Genomic DNA, 18416 nt, shown 5'->3' on the forward strand with positions numbered 1-18416 from the left:
TTATCTTCCAGCCTGATCCAACCTTTAAAATCCATTTGCCAGAGTTGATTAGGAAGAGGAGCTTCAAATCGCTGCCAATCCGGGGACCTTGGGGTTGATTTCGGTTCAATACGGTCATGGCGCTGTAGAATGGCGTGCACCGTGGAGCTTGCTGGAACTGTAATGCCTTTATGCTGCAGATAAGCGCAGATCTTTCGAGCGCCCCAAGCCGGGTAAGTATCACGTACTGATAAAACCCTCTGCTCCACCTCCTGTGGTGAACGTCCAGGAGATGTTCTGGGCCGGCGGGAGAGATCATTCAAGTCTTCTCCCGCACGCCACCGCCTCAGCCATTTATAGCCTGTTTGTGGGCTGATACCGAACCGGCGACACAAGGCACGCCGATTAGCATTGTCCTGAGCTGCAAGTCGGACAAACTCTTCTCGAAGTTTCATTGTTGAACACTCTTTCCAAGGCATCCCGGTCCCTCCCTGAATGCCATGTTAATGTGTCAACCATCTCTCCGAACACCTGTCACCTATGTCTCCGGTATGTACATCAATGGCCGGGAAGACACCAGTGTTGCGGCGGCGACCAGTGGCCAACCACCAGCCTACACAGGGAGCCCAGTAAGGCATCCATCAACAGCACCGTCACAGCTCGTCATCCCGCGCAAACGAAGTGCGACGCGGGAACCAGAGCCCCACGCACAAACCTCACAATACGGCACTCGATACCGGATCAGCACTCCGCTCGTCCGGCATGACGTTAGGAACTAGCTCTCAGGCTTCAACAACAGACATTGCCTCACTAACAAACCGCCGACTGCCAACAACACCACGCCTTGGTGTCATCCCGGGCGAAGCAAAGCGAAGACCCGGGATCTATACTCCCACCAGTCACGACCTTTACGATCTACTTTGGGTATCATTCTAAAACTTCGCGAGTGCGGCTTGAATTTGCTCATTCGCTCCCATGTTAAGCAATGCATTCTCCAATTGGTACGGAACTTTTCCGTACCCATTTTTCTTCCTCCTGGCCCAGTCAAAGAGAGAGCAAACAGACGAATAAACAGACGCGATCTCTTCAACATCAGACAACAAAGATTGCCCCCAATCATCAGTTTGCATCATCATGCTTGAAGCACGTGTATGCATTGATTGAATGCTTCTGAAGATTTGCACTGCTTTTGCTTGTTCTACTTTGTAAAAAACGACCGCTTGTGCCAACTTATCGGCACTATCTCTCGGAAAATCAGGCACTTTAAAATTAGCTTCTCTGATTAGTTCACAGCTCACCAAACATGATAAAGTCGGCTCTCTCTGATCATGAGCGAGCACCCAAAGATCTTGATAGGCATTAAATAACGCTTCCAAATATAAGCAAATATCAGAAAGATAAAACGAAGACATTGAGCGCTTCGCCTCTGCCTCTCGTTTAGATCGAACCCGTTCAAGAAACAAAGCGATGAGAGCAGCGGCAACAGCACCAAAGGCCGCCAAAATCGTCCCAAAGGCAGAGACATAATCTACCCATGGATAGTTTTTGAAGGTTACATGCAATGCATAGCCATCAAGGAGTTGCAAATACACAATCCCTACAATGATCATCATCCAAAATATGTAACCAGATGCGATTGCAAATATGACCCAGGCTAATAAGCGCATTGAAAATCCATCAAAATATTAACTAACCGAGTTTTACAGGATGTTTCTGCGTAACAACTACCCTGTGCTCCAACAAAATGCACAACTCCCCCACCATGACCACATCCCGCCCAAATCACGGCATCAGGGGCGCGAAAATGCGACTTATTTAAAAACTTACGCTTTTCTTGCCCAATCGCAGCGATTTGCGGTTTCCTATTAACCGGAAATCGCGTTATCTAAAGACATCATTAACTTTAAAGCGGGTTCTGCTTGATTGGTCTGACCAGACAAAGAGAAGCCGCTTTGCTTTAGATGTACGCAGGATAATGGCACGCGACTACGATCCCTACAGTCTGTCGAGCCCACAGGTTTACCTGTGGCGCATGATTATTTTTCTGGTCCTGGCAGGCTTCATCGCCTTTGTCCTGATCGGGCAAATCACAGCAGCCTTCATGGCAAACCCCGCATTGAACGGCCTGATCGTAGGCGTCGCAGCACTGGGTATACTTCTGTCTTTCAGGCAGGTCCTGCGAATTTTCCCGGAAGTATCATGGGTTAACGGCTTCCGCCTCGGCGATCCTCGCCTTGAGGTACGCCGCCCGCCTATCCTTCTGGCGCCAATGGCAACCCTGCTTGGCAACAAAGCAGGTGACATGACCATCTCGCCAACCACCATGCGCTCTATGCTCGATTCCATCGGCATGCGCTTGGATGAATCCCGCGAGATTTCACGTTACCTCACCCGCTTGCTCATCTTCCTCGGTCTGGTCGGCACCTTCTGGGGCCTGATGCAAACCGTAAGCGCCGTGGCAACCACCGTCAGCACGCTGAATGCAGCAGGCGGCGATGCCAACGTGCTGTTTGAAGATCTGGTCTCCGGCATCACCGCACAGATGACCGGCCTCGGCATCGCGTTCTCCTCCTCCTTGCTCGGTCTCACAGGCTCCCTCGTTCTGGGCTTCCTCGACCTGCAGGCGGGACAGGCACAGAACCGCTTCTATCAGGAACTGGAAGACTGGCTCTCCACCCTGACGGATATCGATCCGGACGAACTGGGCAACGGCACATCTGCCGATATGGCTGCGGACCTGCGCATCACGCTCGACAAGCTGCGCAAATCCATGGAAACAAAAGGCGCTGAGCCGGATGAAAATTCCAACGCCGCCATGAGCAAACTGGCAGAAGGCATTCAGGGCCTTGTCCAGCACGTGCGTTCCGAGCAGAAGATGATGCGCGAATGGGCCGAGGCCCAGTCTATGCAACAGCGCCGGATTGAACGCTTCCTGAAAACGCTCACCGCAGAGGTAGAGCGGGAGAAGGAATAAAGCATGGCTGGTGTACGCACACGCAGGTCTCAAAACAACTCAGAGGATTACTGGCCGGGTTTCGTGGACGCCATGTCCGCGCTCCTGCTGGTGTTCATCTTCCTGCTCTCCATCTTCATGATTGCGCAGTTCTTCCTCAGCCAGCAGCTGTCTGGCCGGGATAAGGTGCTCAACCGCCTCAACCAGCAAATCGCAGAGCTCACAGAGCTGCTGGCGCTGGAAAAGGCGAGCGTTGGAGATCTGGAATCCACCATCTCCTCCCTGCAACTGGGTCTGGATCAGACCGCTGAAGAACGGGATCGTCTTCAGGGCCTGCTCAACGAGCGCTCCGGCCAGATTGACGAGGCAGGTGGCGCACTGGCATCCCTGCGCGCAAAGCTGGAAGGCGAACAGCAGATCAGCGACAAGGCTCTGGCACAGGTAGAACTGCTCAACCAGCAAATCAGCGCCCTGCGTCGCCAGATTGCCGTACTGGAAGACGCACTGGACGCCTCAGAAACACGCGACAGAGAAAGCCAGACCCGCATTGCGGACCTTGGCAAGCGGCTCAACGTCGCCCTCGCCCAACGGGTGCAGGAACTCTCACGGTACCGCTCAGACTTCTTTGGCCGCCTGCGCGAAATCCTCGCCCAGCGTTCTGATATTGAAGTTGTCGGCGATCGTTTTGTGTTCCAGTCCGAGGTGCTGTTCTCCTCCGGTGATGACGAGGTCAACCCGCAAGGCAAAAACCAGCTGGATATCCTCGCAAGCGCCATTTTGGAACTTGAGGGACAAATCCCATCAGAGATCAACTGGGTCCTGCGCGTGGATGGCCACACAGATGCCCGCCCACTCTCCGGCACCGGTCGCCTGCGCGACAACTGGGAACTCTCAGCCGCTCGGGCTATCTCGGTGGTCAAATACCTCATTGCCAGAGGCGTAGAACCAGACCGCCTGGTCGCCGCCGGCTTCGGCGAGTTCCAGCCCCTCGAAGAAGGCACCACCAATGAGGCCAACGCCAAAAACCGCCGCATCGAGCTAAAGCTGACACAGCGGTAGAGGTTGATAAAACCAGACACCAAAACAGGCGCTTGTGCATCCCTCAAGTGCCTGTTTTTTTTTGCTCAATGAAATTGATTTAATTGATGTAAAACTACCACCCCTCAGGGCTACAGAACAACCGATGTACGAATATAGCCGACAGTCGCTGCATCCTAAAAGTTCTGCTAAGCAAGTTGAAGCAGGCCCACTCTAAGGCTTCTACACTCACCCTCATGCGTGATCTGGAATTACCCAGCTGACCAAAAACGACTTGTTACACCCGCTAAGACCGGTGGTATTGCGTATGGCCACTAAGCCATTTTGGTTGGAATTACATTATCCTCAATCCTGGACTAAGGAACTGACGGCACCCCTCTTGTGGAGAGATGCCGTAAAGAGAATGTACTAAACTAGATTTCGGCACGGGCAGAAAAGTAAGCATTCGCTGTCTCTAGATCAGCCAGAGGCGTGAACATTTCAAAATCAAACGGACGTCGTGCTTCGTTCTTTTGCACTTTCACAGGCCAATTCTGCGTAACAAGCGCGTCTTTACCAATCGCCACAAAATCACACTCATCTTGCAGGATCATTTTTTGTGCGATTGCAGGATCACCCAGGCCGCCATTCGCTATGACAGGTAAACCGGTAAGATTTTTTGCATGTGCAGCTAAAGACGGTCCATGTTGAAATGCCGAGGCCTGAGCAGCAAATTCTGTAGTGTGCACGTAATCAGCACCACTCGCTTCAACCGCCTCGAAGATGACCTTAGCGTCGTCTTCTTGTCCTGCCCATTTGTGCTCGAAGTCGTTGACCTTGCTCTGTGATAGACGTATGCCAACCGTAAAGTCACCCCCGACAGCATCACGAACAGCTTCTAAAACCTCGCATGTCAGTCGTGCGCGTTCAAATATGCCTTGGCCGTATTGGTCACCACGCTGGTTTGCGTAATCGGTTAGGAACTGATCCAAAAGATAGCCGTTGGCACTGTGAATCTCGACCCCATCTGCACCAGCTTCCTGAGCACGTTTAGCCGAGTCTGCAAAACCGCAAATTGCAGTCTTAATCTCAGAAACCGTCATTTCAGAAGGGGTAGGATACATACCAGAACCCCGATAAAACTCCATTTGATGACCTTTAGGCTGTACTGGGGAAGGGCCACGTGTCTCATTAGAGAAACGATTAAATTGAGACAGGGCACCAGCATGCATTAATTGCATAATTATTTTTGCGCCTGTTGCCTTCACGCCTTTGATTAACTCAGCCCAACTTGCAGCTTGCGTTTTATCAGTGATCCCCGGCTGGAACTCGTATCCCTGACTAAAGTGTTGGTCAGTGTAGACACCCTCGGTAATGATTGCTCCAAAGCCACCCTTGCCAAATCTCTCATAATACGGCTGCATAAGAGGGCCAACGCAGCCTGAAGCACTTGCACTGACGCGCGTCATTGGAGCGACAAGAGTTCGGTTGCGTAGCTCTAGCTTCCCAAGTTTTGCGCTTTCGAATAACTGAGAGTAGGTCATGGTATCTCCGTTTGCTGGTAGTCAATCGGGTATACCTCTTCCTGCTAGTATGTTAATTGGATGCAATGGCTAATCACCTTTTCCAATTCGTTATATAATGACAAGCGAGAACCTATCAGATCTACTCGGTATTTTTCGGGTTGTTGTTGATTCTGGAAGCTTTTCAGCTGCCGGACGCATTCTCAATATCTCACCTGCCTGGGTTGCCAAGCAGGTTACCCGGTTAGAGGCTGTTTTAGGCGCTAGCTTATTGATCCGCTCAACCCGTGCTTTGCGTCTTACAGACGCCGGGCAGGAATGCTACCGAACCGCAAGTATTGTTGCCGATGAGCTGACATGGTTGAAGGACAAGCTTTGTGCAGACTCAAAGGCCATTACGGGCGTTGTACGGCTCAATGTGCCCTCAATCATTGCTCAAGACGTTATAGCTGAGCACATTTCTGAGTTTCAGATGAAATATCCGAGCTTAAAACTGGACATAGTTGTATCTGATAGCTTTTCTGATGTCTTGAATGAGGATGTTGATATCATTTTTAGGGTCTCCAGAGCCCTTGAAGACAGTACAGCTGTTACACAGCAAGTTTCGTTTGTGCCACGAGTACTTTGCGCCTCAAAAGACTACCTTTCCCGTACTCCAAAAATTGAAACAAGCCATGACGTGAAAGGCCATAAAGCTCTTGTGTTCGATAGCCCTCAGAGTTCTTCTGAGTGGTTTTTGCGCTGTCGCGAGGGGCAGGAGTGGATTGCGCCAAACGTCGTGCTGCGTGCCAATAATAGTTTTGTTTTAAAACGAGCAGCGATCAGCGGCGCGGGTATCGCTTTTCTGCCTAAAGTGATTGTAGAAAATGAACTAAGAACTGGTCAGCTGATCCATTTAGACCAAATAGAAGATGCTGACCCCTTTAAATTGTTCTTACTGCGCGCGCCCAGAAAACATCTTCCCAAGCGTGTTCAAATTGCATGGCGCTTTTTTGCCCAAGCTTGCAAAGACAAAACATAATGGGTGTAGCGCAGCAGTTGTGATGGAATGGCTGCCTCACCTACAACACTCTCAGGTCAAATTGACTTATTTATCCCTTAAGTACTGACGTCACACACTCATTGATCGTTTTTGTACTAGCACCATAAGCACGACAATGCTTTATGTTAGCTTCAACACAATGATAAGGTAGACTAAATCAATGGCAGATCGTTTTGAACGCCACCGCCAAGCATGGACCCCTGAGGAAATTCGGAAGCTGCATTTGCTGGCGACAAAGGGGATGAGTTTAAAGGCCATAGCCAAAGCTCTCACGCGTTCTGAAGAATCCACCAAGAATCGAGCGAAGCAAGAAAAACTGAAGATCTCAAAAGCCCGCTGACTTCTTACGCTCAGGCTTTCACAAAAGATACTTTCTTGCCAGCCTCCGCCTAATTGATACTCAAAGCCCACCTCACCCTACTCACGGACACTTTCTACCCTCAATCCGGCTATCACACACCTTCACACCGGACAGATAACGCGACCACTTCACAATCTCTGCCTTACTCACCTTTGAGCGCCAGGACTTGATGGTGAAGTAGGTACTGTCATTACCCACAATAACCTTGGTCAGCACTGTCTCACTTTTGGAAGCTGGTGTGGTGGTGCAGCTGGTAAGAAAGAGGTCAAACTCGTAGCCATTCTCACGCCCCCTTCTCACGAGGCGCCCATCTTGCTGCTTGCAGATAGGACTCTTCACCTGCGTATATTGCTTCTCCAGTACCTTCATTGGTACTCGCCGGGAAAAATGAATCTGAACGGTCACCATATCCTTCCAGTTCTTCAGAGATTGTCCGCGAGGGATCATCTCGGAAACCAGCAGACCATTCTTGTTTTGTGAAAAGGCAACCTTGTAGCCCTCAGGCATTCCCACCAGAAGGTTTTCGTTCTTCAGGTCAGAGGCAAACGACAAACCGCTCGCAATAAGCAATGAAAATACAGCACCAAGCAATCTACGCATAAGAGCAACTATCCAAACAATCAGGAAATGAAGTGATGCTACATCATAGCCTCAAACCTCAACAAGGGGAGTAACTTCCCTGTTGGAGGAGGCCAGCGTTCAGCCAACGAATGTAAGCCATTCCGACCTGTATAGCGCAATCAACACAGCAACGCGGTCAGAACGTAAAAAACGCAGAATAACGCAAAGGTTCACATAGCAGCGCAAACACGAAAAAAGCCGCTCCCCAGCAGGCAGCGGCTTTTCATGTTATCCAACAAAGGCAGGGCAAGCTCTTTTAGAGTTATGCCCCTTCCAAGCGCGTTCCGTTTGATTAAGTTCAATCAAACGACAAGAATTCGCTCTAAAGACGCTCTTAGAGCGTGTTCCCGAAAAGTGGTTCCGGTTTTCGGATAAGAATACGCGCAAAATTAAAGAGTTAGAGCTTGGTGCGTGAATGCATATGAGCGCAACAGGCTCTAGCGCTCGTCTTCGTCCTCATCGCTGTCACCGGTAGATTTGAAGTTCGCGAACACAGCATCTGCATCCACGGCTTCTTCAACTTCACGGGTCTTCGGCGCAGGTGTCGCAAACGCAGCAGCCATCGCTTCTTCGCTTGTTGTTTCATCAACAGGCAGAAGGGATTGCGGCTCTTCACCTTCAACCGGTTTCGGAGCGTTCTTCGCAGCTTTCTCAACTTCGATGTCCAGCTCAATCTGAGAACTCAAACCCAGAGTGACCGGATCCATCGGATCAAGATGCGCAGAGTTCCAATGCGTTCTCGTACGAATTGCTTCAATCGTCGGCTTGGTTGTGCCAACAAGACGCATGATCTGAGCATCAAGCAGCTCAGGATGGTAGCGTACAAGCCACAAAATTGCGTTCGGACGATCCTGACGACGAGAAACAGGGGTGTAACGAGGACCTTTGCGCTTGTTCTCTGGAACACGCACTTTGGACTCGAAAATCTGCATACGGTAGCGCGGATCGTTCGACGCTTTTTCAATTTCGTCACGGGTCAGCTGACCTGCCAGAACAGGGTCCATACCCTTGATGCCCTGAGCAGCTTCACCATCAGCGATCGCCTTCACTTCAAGCGGATGCAGCTTACAAAACGCAGCAATCTGATCAAAGCCAAGAGCGGTGTTATCTACCAACCATACGGCTGTTGCCTTTGGCATAAGCGGCGCGTTGGACATTGTATAAATCCCTCCTGAGTGCTCCACAGCCTAATCAAAGGTGGCGAAGCCGAATTCCATAAGAGTTTTTGGGAAACTTGAGCGCACTATACGCTCACATTTTCCCAAAAGCAAACCAGATCAACACGGGCCTCCACCATCTTTAGGAAACCTGTGAGAATTCAAAACCGGCCTATGCACTTTCCCTAGGCAACCTTGAGGATGATCTTTCCGATATGGCCGGAACCTTCCATCCTGTCATGCGCGGCCTTTACATCGCTGATATCAAAGACCTTATCCAAAACCACCTTAACGCGGCTGGTCTCCAGCAATGGCCAGACCTTCTCACGAAGAGCATCAGCGATCTGACCTTTATACGCGTTGGTCCGTGGTCGCAGTGTTGAACCGGTGTGCGTCAGCCGCTTCATCATTAATCGGCTAAAGTTGACATTCTCCGAAGGCCCATGAAGCGTCGCAATCTGGCAGATACGCCCGTCAACTGCTGCAACAATCCAGTTCTTCTCAACATAATCACCACCAACCATATCAAGGATCACTTCAACCCCCTGCTTAGATGTGATGTTACCAATCTCTTTCACAAAATCGGTCGTCCGGTAATTGATCACATAGTCCGCCCCAAGCTCGCGAACCGCCTGAGCTTTTTCATCAGACCCAACCGTTGTAAACACCTCAGCGCCGAAGGCCTTTGCCAATTGAATGGCTGTTGTCCCGATCCCGGAAGACCCGCCATGAACAAGGAACTTCTCACCAGACTGAAGCCCCAAACGGTCAAACACATTGGACCACACCGTAAAGAAAGTCTCCGGAATGCCGGCAGCTTCCTCCATAGATATCCCCGCAGGCACATGCAGAACATGCGCAGCAGGCGCAACACAATACTGCGCATACCCACCACCCGGCGTCAGCGCACAAACCCGCTCTCCCAAGCTGTGAGAAGCAACACCTTCTCCCAACTCCACAACTTCACCAGAAACTTCCAATCCCAGCAAAGGAGAAGCCCCGGGAGGTGGCGGATATGCTCCCGTCCGCTGAATGACATCCGGACGATTTACCCCCGCTGCATGAACCTTGATCAGCACCTCGCCGACACCAGGCCTGGGGACTTCAACCTCTGCAATTTCAAGGACTTCCGAACCCCCGACACCGTTCATTACAACGGCTTTCATTTGTGCTGAACGATCATCTATTGTCATAAGCTGCCTCGATTTTTGCAAATAGCGAAACTGCTGCTTGCTCACCTTCTCAATTAGGTAAAGAATAGTAGCCAACAAGTGCCCGTCTACCCCACCAAAGGTGAATTCTCGCTTTTTTGATATCGAGAATTCCCCAAGGCAAACACAAGGAGTACATAACGCTATGGGTTTATTCGATGATGATGACACACCTCGCCCAGCAACCTCCGGGGTAATAGTGGGAGAGCCCCTCACGAACCTCTCAATCCACGAATTAAATGAGCGTCTTGAGCAGCTTAAGGCAGAGATCGTGCGCGTTGAGAATGAGATCGAAACAAAATCAAGCGCCAACTCATCAGCCGAAAGCTTCTTTAAGTAATCAAACAAAGTTTAAAACAAAAACTTACTCAAATTCATATAAATGCAAGCTACAAATTGTAAATAAATGAATTGGATACTTATGGTTTACGTATCGTTAACCATTTTAAATTAGAACTTAGTTATTCCAGTTGATCTGGAACCAGAGTGAACATTCACTCTGCTTGACGCCTCCCTGTTAAAACACCTCAGAGCCGCACCGATGCGGCTCTTTTTTTCTGCTCAGGCAACACCCTGCCCCGGTTTAATCACTCTATTCACAACCATGAGTTGGCACGGGCTTTGCTCCACTCAGATTGAAGTAAGATCTCTTGCTCCATTTCGAGACAGTTTTATTCTTTCCAAAAGGCTCACTTCAATTTTCGAGCCGTAATTGTTTCAGACTGGGATTTTAAAGGACGCGAGTGAGAGAAACCTAACGCAGTTATTGAAGGGATTTTTAAGATGGGTGAATTCAAAACTGAAACAGGGCCAGAGAACACCTTCAACTTCGCTCAACGGCTCATGTCCTCCCAAAACTTCACGGAGCTTTTCCGCGAAGGGATGGGCCTTATTGAAGACACTGCATCCTATCTTGATGGTCCGGGAAGAAAACAGAGCAAAGCTCTTGGCTCCGCCGCTTCTCTCGCTTACGCAACCGAGTCCATGCGCCTCACCACCCGCCTCATGCAGATGGCCTCCTGGCTTCTGCTGCAACGGGCAGTAAATGACGGTGAGATTGTACAAGCAGAAGCTCAGAATGAGAAAAACAAGATCCGCGTCGATAATGCGACCAAGGAAATGCAGAACCCGGCCTGGCCAGACCTGCCTGAAACACTTCGCACCCTGATCGAGACCTCATTCCACCTGCAAAGACGCATCAAGCACGTCGATAGCATGCTCAAGGAGGAGCTCCTGCGCGAGCAAGCGGCAAACACCTCCAATCCAGTAGGTGATCAGCTCTCTCAAATCACAGCAGCGTTTAAATAGCCTGATAAGTTTCGCTAGCGCCAAACTCCGCTAGCAACCCTGCGCACTCCTCAAACGCGCACAAAAAAACCCGAAGCAAACGCTTCGGGTTTTTTAATTTCGCAAACTTCAGAGCAATTATTTGCCTAGGAAGCCACCAAACTTGTTGGTGAAGCGGGACACGCGACCGCCACGGTCCATGAGCTGACGGTCACCACCAGTCCATGCTGGGTGGGAGCTCGGATCGATGTCGAGCTGCAGGGTGTCACCTTCTTTACCGTAAGTAGAACGGGTGGTGAATTCGGAACCATCAACGAGTTTTACAGTGATGGTGTGGTAATCTGGATGAATGTCCTGTTTCATGACTAAACTGTCCTGTCAGCAACGGCTGAGCCGCCTCAATCAAAAGATGGGCTTAGGGCTGGCCTGAAGCATCGGTAGAAAGAAGCCGCGCTTTTCCAAGAACGGCACAATTGTGAAGGCGTCTATACCCCATCCAAACCGAGGAAACAAGAGGGTACAGCCCGCAGAAAACCAGAGAAAGCGCTTGCAATTAAAACTATCGGGACACATCTACTGCATCATACGATAAACTTAAATGATTTCGCAGATATCCGGGGGTGGCATGAGCCAGCAGGACTCAAACAATCGGGAAAAGACCTTGCGTCCACTCGCAACACTTTTCCCTTATCTTTTAAGGCACAAAACCCGTCTGGTTCTGGCAACCTTTGCTCTGCTGGCGGCAGCTGGCCTCACTTTGGTACTGCCAATTGCCGTCCGCTACATGGTTGACTACGGTTTTACCGGCGACAACCCCAACTTGATTGACGATTATTTCATTGTCATTATTTTTGTAATCGCGCTACTCGCCCTCACCAGCTCTCTTCGTTACTACATGGTCATGATGATTGGTGAGCGAGTCGTAGCGGACTTACGCTCTGACGTGTTCCGTCACCTCACTTATTTATCCCCCTCATTCTACGACAAAACAAAGTCCGGTGAGATCATTTCGCGCCTGACAGCCGATACAACCCTCATTCAGTCAGCATTCGGAGCCAGCGCATCTATTGCTCTTCGACACCTGCTGATGTTCGCTGGTTCGACAACCCTGATGGTCATCACCAGCCCGCGCCTCTCCTTGTTTGTACTACTTGCGATCCCGCTCATTGTCCTACCACTGCTTGGCTTTGGCCGTGCGGTTCGTAACAGAACCAGCCATGCACAATCCACGCTGGCAAATGCAATTGCTTATGCAACAGAAGCACTTGGTTCCATCCGCACACTTCAGGCTTTCACCAATGAAAAGAGCGTTTCAGACAGGTTTGCAGGAGATATCGAAACAACTTACGAAGTTGCTCTCATCGCCACCCGTGCTCGCTCATTCCTGATCGCCACAATCATCCTGATCATCGCCTCAAGTATTGTGGCGGTACTCTGGGTCGGTGCATTGGACGTGATTGATGGTCGTATGAGTGGAGGTCAGCTCACACAGTTCCTCATCTACTCCATCATCGCTGCAGGGGCTATGAGCGAACTCTCTCAGGTATGGGGCGAACTGGCAAAAGCTGCTGGTGCAGCAGACCGCATTACAGGGCTACTACATGTCCCATCCGAAATTAATGCACCAACCAACCCAGTTGAACTCCCCTCTCCTGCCATTGGTGAGCTCGAATTTGATGATGTTGACTTCCATTACCCGACAGCAAAAGAAGCTGGTGTCTTGGAGGGACTGAACCTCTCCGTCAAAAAGGGTGAAACAGTTGCGATCGTTGGCCCGAGTGGCGCAGGCAAGTCCACACTGTTCCAGCTCTTGATGCGATATTACGATCCGGTTGCTGGTAAAGTCACACTCGACGGTATCGAGCTGAACTCTGCTGATCCACGAGACCTCCGCGAACACATCGCTCTGGTCCCTCAGGACACTGCTATTTTCGGCAGCTCAATTGCAGAGAACATCGCATTCGGCAAAGAAGTCGCCTCCAGAGAGCAGATTGTCGAAGCTGCAAAGTTTGCGTTGGCCGATGAATTCATCAACAACATGAAAGACGGCTACGACACCCTCATTGGCGAGCGCGGAGTAACCCTCTCAGGCGGCCAACGACAGCGCATCGCGATCGCTCGTGCTATTCTGAAAGACGCCCCTGTATTGCTGCTGGACGAGGCCACCAGCGCATTGGACGCTGAAAGCGAGACCATTGTTCAAAAAGCACTCGATAAGCTGATGGAAGGCCGGACCACGCTGATTATCGCACACCGTCTGGCAACTGTCCTTAAAGCTGATCGTATTGTTGTTATGGACGGCGGCAAGATCGTGGAAGAAGGCACCCACGACACACTGGTCGCCCAGAACGGCCTTTACGCAAAACTCGCCAGAATGCAGTTTGAGATTGGAGCAGAAGCACTCAACTCTCAGGAAAAAGCAAGTTAGAGCATATTCCCGAAAAGGAGTTCCATCTTCGGACAGGAGTACTCTAAAACAAAAAAGCCGCGCTTTCAGAAGCGCGGCTTTTCAATTCTATCTGAGAAGATTACTCAGGCTCACTCACATCCACTGTATAGTTCAGCGGCATCCGCGCACCATCAGCGTAAATGGTCTGCCCGGAAACGTAGCTCGCATCGTCTGAAGCAAGGAAAGCAGCAATGCTGGCGACTTCAGCAGGTTGCCCCAAACGACCAAGCGGCGTCCGGGAAAGAACAGTTTCCATCTTGCTCGCATCCTGCACAACGCTCTTGAGCATCTCGGTCTCAATGGACCCAGGACCAATACCGTTCACACGAATACCGTGTTTTGCCAACGCAACAGCCGAAACGTGCGTCAGCTGGTTCAAGCCACCTTTAGAGATCGTGTAAGGGACCTGATCAGGGATCGCCAGAACACTATTCACGGAGCTGATATTGATGATTGAGCCGGCAGAACCGCCCTCTTCAACCTTCTCGACCATATGCCGCGCAACAGCTTGCGAGCACAGGAATGCACCCTTCAGATTGACACGCAGAACCCGATCAAAATCATCTTCGGAAAGCTGAAGAAAATCACCAGCCGCTGTAATGCCGGCATTATTAACCAGCACATCAATGTCACCAAACTCATCCAGAGTGTTCGCAACCATATTGCGCACATCAAGGCGGACACTTACATCGCAATGGCAGAACGCCACATGCCCAAACTCGGAGAGAGCTTCCTGAGCAGCTTCACCGGCACGCTCATCCGCATCGGAGAGCATGACTTTGGCGCCATCTTGCAAAAAACGCTGCGCAATAGCGTAACCGATGCCTTGAGCGCCACCGGTTACAATCGCAACTTTCTTCTCTAGTTTCACTTTGAAGATACCTCTGGCAATGCCGAAATTTCGCCGACCTTAGTCTCAAAGCCTAAATATGTCGATGCACTTCTCCAGTAAAACTGCTTAGCTCCTCTGAATTTAGCTGACAGATGCCACCCCACGAACAGAGATCGCTTCTGCAATCTCCTCAAGAATGGCAGGGTCATCAATTGTCGCTGGCATCTTGAACTCTTCGCCATCTGCAATCTTCCGCATAGTCGCACGAAGGATCTTACCAGACCGCGTTTTTGGAAGACGCTCAACGGTAATCGCCAGCTTAAAGGCAGCCACCGGACCAACCTTTTCTCGCACCAGAGCAACCAGCTCTTTCTCAATCACAGCAGTCGGTTTTTCAACACCACTCTTCAGAACCACAAAACCGCATGGCAACTGACCTTTGAGATTGTCTGCGATGCCGATCACAGCACACTCGGCCACATCCGGATGTTCAGAGAGGACTTCTTCCATGCCTCCAGTAGACAGCCGGTGCCCAGCCACGTTGATGATGTCATCGGTACGAGCCATGATGAAAAGATAGCCCTCATCATCCATAAGGCCAGCATCTGCGGTCTTGTAATAGCCCGGGAACTCAGTGAGATACGCTTCCTTAAACCGGTCATCGGCATTCCAAAGCGTTGGCAGTGATCCAGGTGGCATCGGCAGCTTCACCACAATGTTGCCAAGTTCACCCGCACCAAGCTCATTCCCTTCGTCGTCCAGCACACGCATATCGTATCCCGGCATCGGGACAGTGGAACTACCCAGCTTGATAGGCAGCTTACCAAGGCCAAGAGGGTTACCAGCAATGCACCAGCCAGTCTCTGTCTGCCACCAATGATCGATGACAGGTACGCCGAGCAGGTTTTCTGCCCATAAAATCGTATCCGGATCAGCTCGCTCTCCCGCAAGGAACAGCGACCGCAGGCCAGCAATGCTGTACTTCGCCAGCTCTTTACCTTCCGGATCTTCTTTCTTGATCGCCCGGAAAGCGGTCGGTGCGGTAAACAGCGAAACCACGGAATGCTCTGAGATCACCCGCCAGAACGCGCCAGCATCCGGTGTTCCAACTGGCTTACCTTCATAAAGAATAGTCGCAGCCCCATGAAGCAGCGGTGCATAAACGATGTAAGAGTGACCAACCACCCAGCCCACATCAGAAGCAGCCCAGAACACTTCACCCGGATCAATGCCGTAGAGGTTCTCCATAGACCACTTGAGCGCAACCATATGCCCGCCATTGTCACGCACCACGCCTTTCGGCTGTCCGGTCGTACCAGAAGTGTAGAGCACGTAAAGTGGGTCAGTCGCAGCAACAGGAACACACTCGGTGGTCATCTTTTCTGCCACCGCAGTTTCCATCAGCGCGCCCAGATCAAAATCACGGCCCTCAATGAGGCCAGCAACCTTTTGCTCGCGTTGCTGGATAAAACAGAAATCAGGTTTATGGGAGGACAATTCAATAGCGCGATCCAGCAGCGGCTTATATTCAACCACACGACCCGGCTCGATACCGCAAGACGCACTGATGATGGCTTGAGGCTTACAATCCTCGATACGAACAGCCAGCTCTTGAGCCGCGAAACCGCCAAATACAACAGAGTGGATAGCACCCAGACGTGCGCAGGCAAGCATCGCAAACGTCGCTTCAGGGATCATGGGCATATAGATCAGCACCATAGTGCCTTTCTCAACGCCCTTCTCACGCAGCAGCGCAGCCATAGCTCCCACTTGCTCCTGCACTTCAAGATAGGTGTAAGTGCGCTTCTCACCAGTCACAGCGCTGTCGTAGATAATCGCAGGCTGCCCTGGACGGCCATGCTCTACGTGGCGGTCAACACAGTTATAGCAGGTGTTGCACTCGCCTCCGACAAACCATCGTCCATATGTGCCTTGCGAAGCATCGAAAGTCTTGGTGTAGGGCGAGAACCAGTCAATGCCCTTAGCAGCTTCATCCCAGAAGGCTTCTTTGTTTTCTTTCCATCCATTGTAGATGTCGTGGTATCGGCTCGTCATAGCTGCTCTCCTCCCATGCACCCCTGCATAGTACCTGTCCACAGGTTCGGCTAAGACTGGGCCTTGAATGACCTAAAGGCAAGTTTTGCTATATTAGAAAATCGGCTTATAACTAAAGATGACCCTATAGTTTTCAACCCGCCTATTTCTTAGTTTCCTCTTAAATAAAAAGGACTTGCCTGCACCATTGCGGGAAATAAATCATGCTGCCAATTACCGATCCCTTCTTCTACCTCTGTGCAATACCTGCTGTTTTCATTGTTGGCATGGCCAAAGGAGGATTCGGAGGCGGCCTTGCCCTTGTCGGTGTGCCGCTTATGTCATTGGCAATTCCACCTGTGCAGGCAGCAGGAATACTCCTCCCGATCTTGTTAGTCATGGACGCTGTCGGGCTTATCTCTTACCGAGCAATCTTTTGCAGAAAAACATTGGCTATTCTCATACCAGCAGGTCTGATGGGAACCCTGATCGGCTACTTTGCAGCAGCCTACATTTCTGAGACCCACATCAGGCTGGTCACTGGAGCAATCGCTTTGATCTTTGTGCTCGACTATTGGTTCAACAACAAAGCCAACAAACCGCCGAAGCCTCAGAATGTACTTTTAGGGGGATTCTGGGGCACTGTTTCTGGCGTCACCAGTTTTATCGCTCACGCAGGCGGAGCCCCATTTCAGATGTATGTCCTGCCCCTCAGACTGGCACCACCAGTCATGGCAGGCACCGCTGTTATCTTCTTCTCAGTCGTGAACTTCTCAAAGGTGTTGCCTTACTTCGCCCTTGGTCAGTTTGATGCCAAGAACATCGCAACATCTCTTGTGTTGCTCCCGCTTGCCCCTCTGGCGACACTGGCAGGTATTAAGATCGTAAAACACATCAACAAAGAGCTGTTCTACAAGATCACTTACGCAGCCCTGTTTGTTATCGCACTCAAACTGATTTGGGTTGGCGCATCAGGCTTTTAAGGCATGTTATACGGTGCAGAGAAAGGACGTAGCATAAGCCATCAACTACGTGAGTATCAGTCGCGCTCACCCAAGCCGTGGTAAAGCACACGCTTGATCATGTCGATTGGCCCGTCGACCTCAAAAGCAGCATCCGGCATTGTCTTCCAGGTCACTCGGTTATGAAAGAAGCCCGAGGGATCGGTCAGATCCAGATCACCACGCGCAGGCGAAACAATCCGATACCGAACTTGCTTTGCATTATAAGTATCAGAGGGGTTCCCTGCATATTCTGAGCTTGGAGGTTGCCCTTCGACCCACGAGAAGAAGTAGGTACGCAGTTGATCTGCCATAGTACCTGTTGAATTAAGCTGGCCAAAGTTGAGCTGAAGTCCGACAACCAGACAAACGGCTGTCGATATCGCCCAAAGATACCAATGATCGCGGATGTGATTCAGAATAACAGCACGATTGAGATAGAGCTGGATTAGAACAGGGAATGCCACCAGCAGCACAAACCACTGCGCATCCTGTGATCGCTGTGGTCCAAGGGTGAAAATATAACCCGTCAGAGCCACGGTAATCGCGCAGAAAACCACGCCAAAAAATAAGGCGATCTTCCCCTGTCGATTTGGTGTCACTACGGTCATACGAGCCCTGCTTGTTCGTCACTCACCGTACCAAACGGGTCGCGATTTATTCTTTTATCAGACAGGTCTACATTACAAATCGAAAGGCAAACGGGGAAGACTTCTGAGGTGTTGCAAATTGTCGCGAGCGTTTGTCTTGCCCAAAAACGCAACAAGATTTCACCTTTACCGTTAAGTTAAGGCGCCAGTTGCAACCACCGCATTTAAATTCGCCGAATATATCGACACCAATCCACAAAACATCTCAAAAATACTTATAGATTAAAGTCTAATAGCAAGAAGCCCCTCAGACTAACATCTAAGTCATCTGAACTACCCCCTACGCCTATACTCAGATA

Annotated in this window: 19 protein-coding genes; 9 read left to right on the forward strand and 10 right to left on the reverse strand. The window is 50.6% G+C overall.

The window, feature by feature from the left end; translation table 11 throughout:
* On the reverse strand, positions 1-458 hold a 458-nt coding region (locus tag PsAD26_RS29230), incomplete at its 3' end, for a helix-turn-helix domain-containing protein (RefSeq protein ID WP_153041587.1).
* A 27-nt stretch (positions 459-485) separates the two neighbouring features.
* Here PsAD26_RS29230 and PsAD26_RS29560 point away from each other — a divergent pair.
* A complete protein-coding gene (locus PsAD26_RS29560; protein ID WP_153041588.1) occupies positions 486-758 on the forward strand; it encodes a hypothetical protein in 273 nt (90 codons plus the stop codon).
* 153 nt (positions 759-911) lie between these two features.
* On the opposite strand, the gene PsAD26_RS26650 is transcribed toward PsAD26_RS29560, so the two are convergent.
* Positions 912-1646 carry a hypothetical protein gene (locus PsAD26_RS26650; protein WP_063312831.1) on the reverse strand — a complete coding sequence of 245 codons (735 nt, stop codon included), beginning with the start codon at positions 1644-1646 and terminating at the stop codon, positions 912-914.
* A gap of 308 nt (positions 1647-1954) precedes the next feature.
* On the opposite strand from PsAD26_RS26650, the gene PsAD26_RS26655 reads away from it, so the two are divergent.
* Together PsAD26_RS26655 and PsAD26_RS26660 are read left to right on the forward strand one after the other, a co-directional pair.
* A complete protein-coding gene (locus tag PsAD26_RS26655; RefSeq protein ID WP_057462010.1) occupies positions 1955-2953 on the forward strand; it encodes a hypothetical protein in 999 nt (332 codons plus the stop codon).
* A gap of 3 nt (positions 2954-2956) precedes the next feature.
* The gene (locus tag PsAD26_RS26660) at positions 2957-3991 is read left to right on the forward strand and encodes a peptidoglycan -binding protein (protein ID WP_057462011.1); all 1035 of its coding nucleotides are present in this window, start codon (positions 2957-2959) and stop codon (positions 3989-3991) included.
* A 392-nt stretch (positions 3992-4383) separates the two neighbouring features.
* Here PsAD26_RS26660 and PsAD26_RS26665 read toward each other — a convergent pair whose 3' ends face one another.
* Positions 4384-5493: an NADH:flavin oxidoreductase gene (locus PsAD26_RS26665; protein ID WP_063290241.1), complete on the reverse strand. Its 1110-nt coding sequence runs from the start codon at positions 5491-5493 to the stop codon at positions 4384-4386.
* 97 nt (positions 5494-5590) lie between these two features.
* On the opposite strand from PsAD26_RS26665, the gene PsAD26_RS26670 reads away from it, so the two are divergent.
* Positions 5591-6493, forward strand: coding sequence for a LysR family transcriptional regulator (locus PsAD26_RS26670; RefSeq protein ID WP_063312832.1), 903 nt, complete (start codon positions 5591-5593; stop codon positions 6491-6493).
* Positions 6494-6674: 181 nt separating this feature from the next.
* Positions 6675-6854, forward strand: a complete 180-nt coding sequence (locus PsAD26_RS26675) for a hypothetical protein (RefSeq protein ID WP_057462014.1) — start codon at positions 6675-6677, stop codon at positions 6852-6854.
* Positions 6855-6935: 81 nt separating this feature from the next.
* On the opposite strand, the gene PsAD26_RS26680 is transcribed toward PsAD26_RS26675, so the two are convergent.
* From PsAD26_RS26680 to PsAD26_RS26690, 3 genes are all read right to left on the reverse strand, one after another.
* The gene (locus PsAD26_RS26680) at positions 6936-7475 is read right to left on the reverse strand and encodes a hypothetical protein (protein ID WP_063302773.1); all 540 of its coding nucleotides are present in this window, start codon (positions 7473-7475) and stop codon (positions 6936-6938) included.
* Between the two features lie 458 nt (positions 7476-7933).
* Entirely contained in the window at positions 7934-8653 is a 720-nt protein-coding gene (locus PsAD26_RS26685; protein WP_063312833.1) for a cell cycle transcriptional regulator TrcR, read from the reverse strand.
* Between the two features lie 185 nt (positions 8654-8838).
* On the reverse strand, positions 8839-9846 hold the full coding sequence (locus tag PsAD26_RS26690) for an NAD(P)H-quinone oxidoreductase (protein WP_063308198.1): 1008 nt from the start codon (positions 9844-9846) through the stop codon (positions 8839-8841).
* A gap of 163 nt (positions 9847-10009) precedes the next feature.
* Here PsAD26_RS26690 and PsAD26_RS26695 point away from each other — a divergent pair, with 163 nt between their 5' ends.
* Positions 10010-10204 carry a DUF1192 domain-containing protein gene (locus PsAD26_RS26695; RefSeq protein WP_063308199.1) on the forward strand — a complete coding sequence of 65 codons (195 nt, stop codon included), beginning with the start codon at positions 10010-10012 and terminating at the stop codon, positions 10202-10204.
* A 443-nt stretch (positions 10205-10647) separates the two neighbouring features.
* Positions 10648-11172 (forward strand): DUF1465 family protein, encoded by a 525-nt coding sequence (locus PsAD26_RS26700; RefSeq protein WP_057462019.1) that lies wholly within the window; start codon positions 10648-10650, stop codon positions 11170-11172.
* Between the two features lie 117 nt (positions 11173-11289).
* Here the strand turns inward: PsAD26_RS26700 and rpmE are convergent, their stop codons facing one another.
* Positions 11290-11514, reverse strand: a complete 225-nt coding sequence (rpmE, locus tag PsAD26_RS26705; RefSeq protein WP_008551475.1) for a 50S ribosomal protein L31 — start codon at positions 11512-11514, stop codon at positions 11290-11292.
* A gap of 262 nt (positions 11515-11776) precedes the next feature.
* Between rpmE and PsAD26_RS26710 the strand changes: the two genes are divergently transcribed.
* Positions 11777-13579: an ABC transporter transmembrane domain-containing protein gene (locus PsAD26_RS26710; RefSeq protein ID WP_193758373.1), complete on the forward strand. Its 1803-nt coding sequence runs from the start codon at positions 11777-11779 to the stop codon at positions 13577-13579.
* A gap of 100 nt (positions 13580-13679) precedes the next feature.
* Here the strand turns inward: PsAD26_RS26710 and PsAD26_RS26715 are convergent, their stop codons facing one another.
* Together PsAD26_RS26715 and PsAD26_RS26720 are read right to left on the reverse strand one after the other, a co-directional pair.
* Positions 13680-14471, reverse strand: coding sequence for an SDR family NAD(P)-dependent oxidoreductase (locus tag PsAD26_RS26715; RefSeq protein WP_063312834.1), 792 nt, complete (start codon positions 14469-14471; stop codon positions 13680-13682).
* A gap of 102 nt (positions 14472-14573) precedes the next feature.
* Entirely contained in the window at positions 14574-16487 is a 1914-nt protein-coding gene (locus PsAD26_RS26720) for a propionyl-CoA synthetase (RefSeq protein ID WP_063312835.1), read from the reverse strand.
* A 203-nt stretch (positions 16488-16690) separates the two neighbouring features.
* On the opposite strand from PsAD26_RS26720, the gene PsAD26_RS26725 reads away from it, so the two are divergent.
* Complete coding sequence (locus tag PsAD26_RS26725; protein ID WP_063312836.1) at positions 16691-17449, forward strand: sulfite exporter TauE/SafE family protein; 759 nt, start codon at positions 16691-16693, stop codon at positions 17447-17449.
* 56 nt (positions 17450-17505) lie between these two features.
* Here PsAD26_RS26725 and PsAD26_RS26730 read toward each other — a convergent pair whose 3' ends face one another.
* Entirely contained in the window at positions 17506-18078 is a 573-nt protein-coding gene (locus tag PsAD26_RS26730) for a hypothetical protein (protein ID WP_063312837.1), read from the reverse strand.
* Between the last annotated feature and the right edge of the window lie 338 nt (positions 18079-18416).

This window comes from Pseudovibrio sp. Ad26, assembly GCF_001623285.1.
In the GTDB taxonomy this organism is placed as follows: domain Bacteria; phylum Pseudomonadota; class Alphaproteobacteria; order Rhizobiales; family Stappiaceae; genus Pseudovibrio; species Pseudovibrio ascidiaceicola.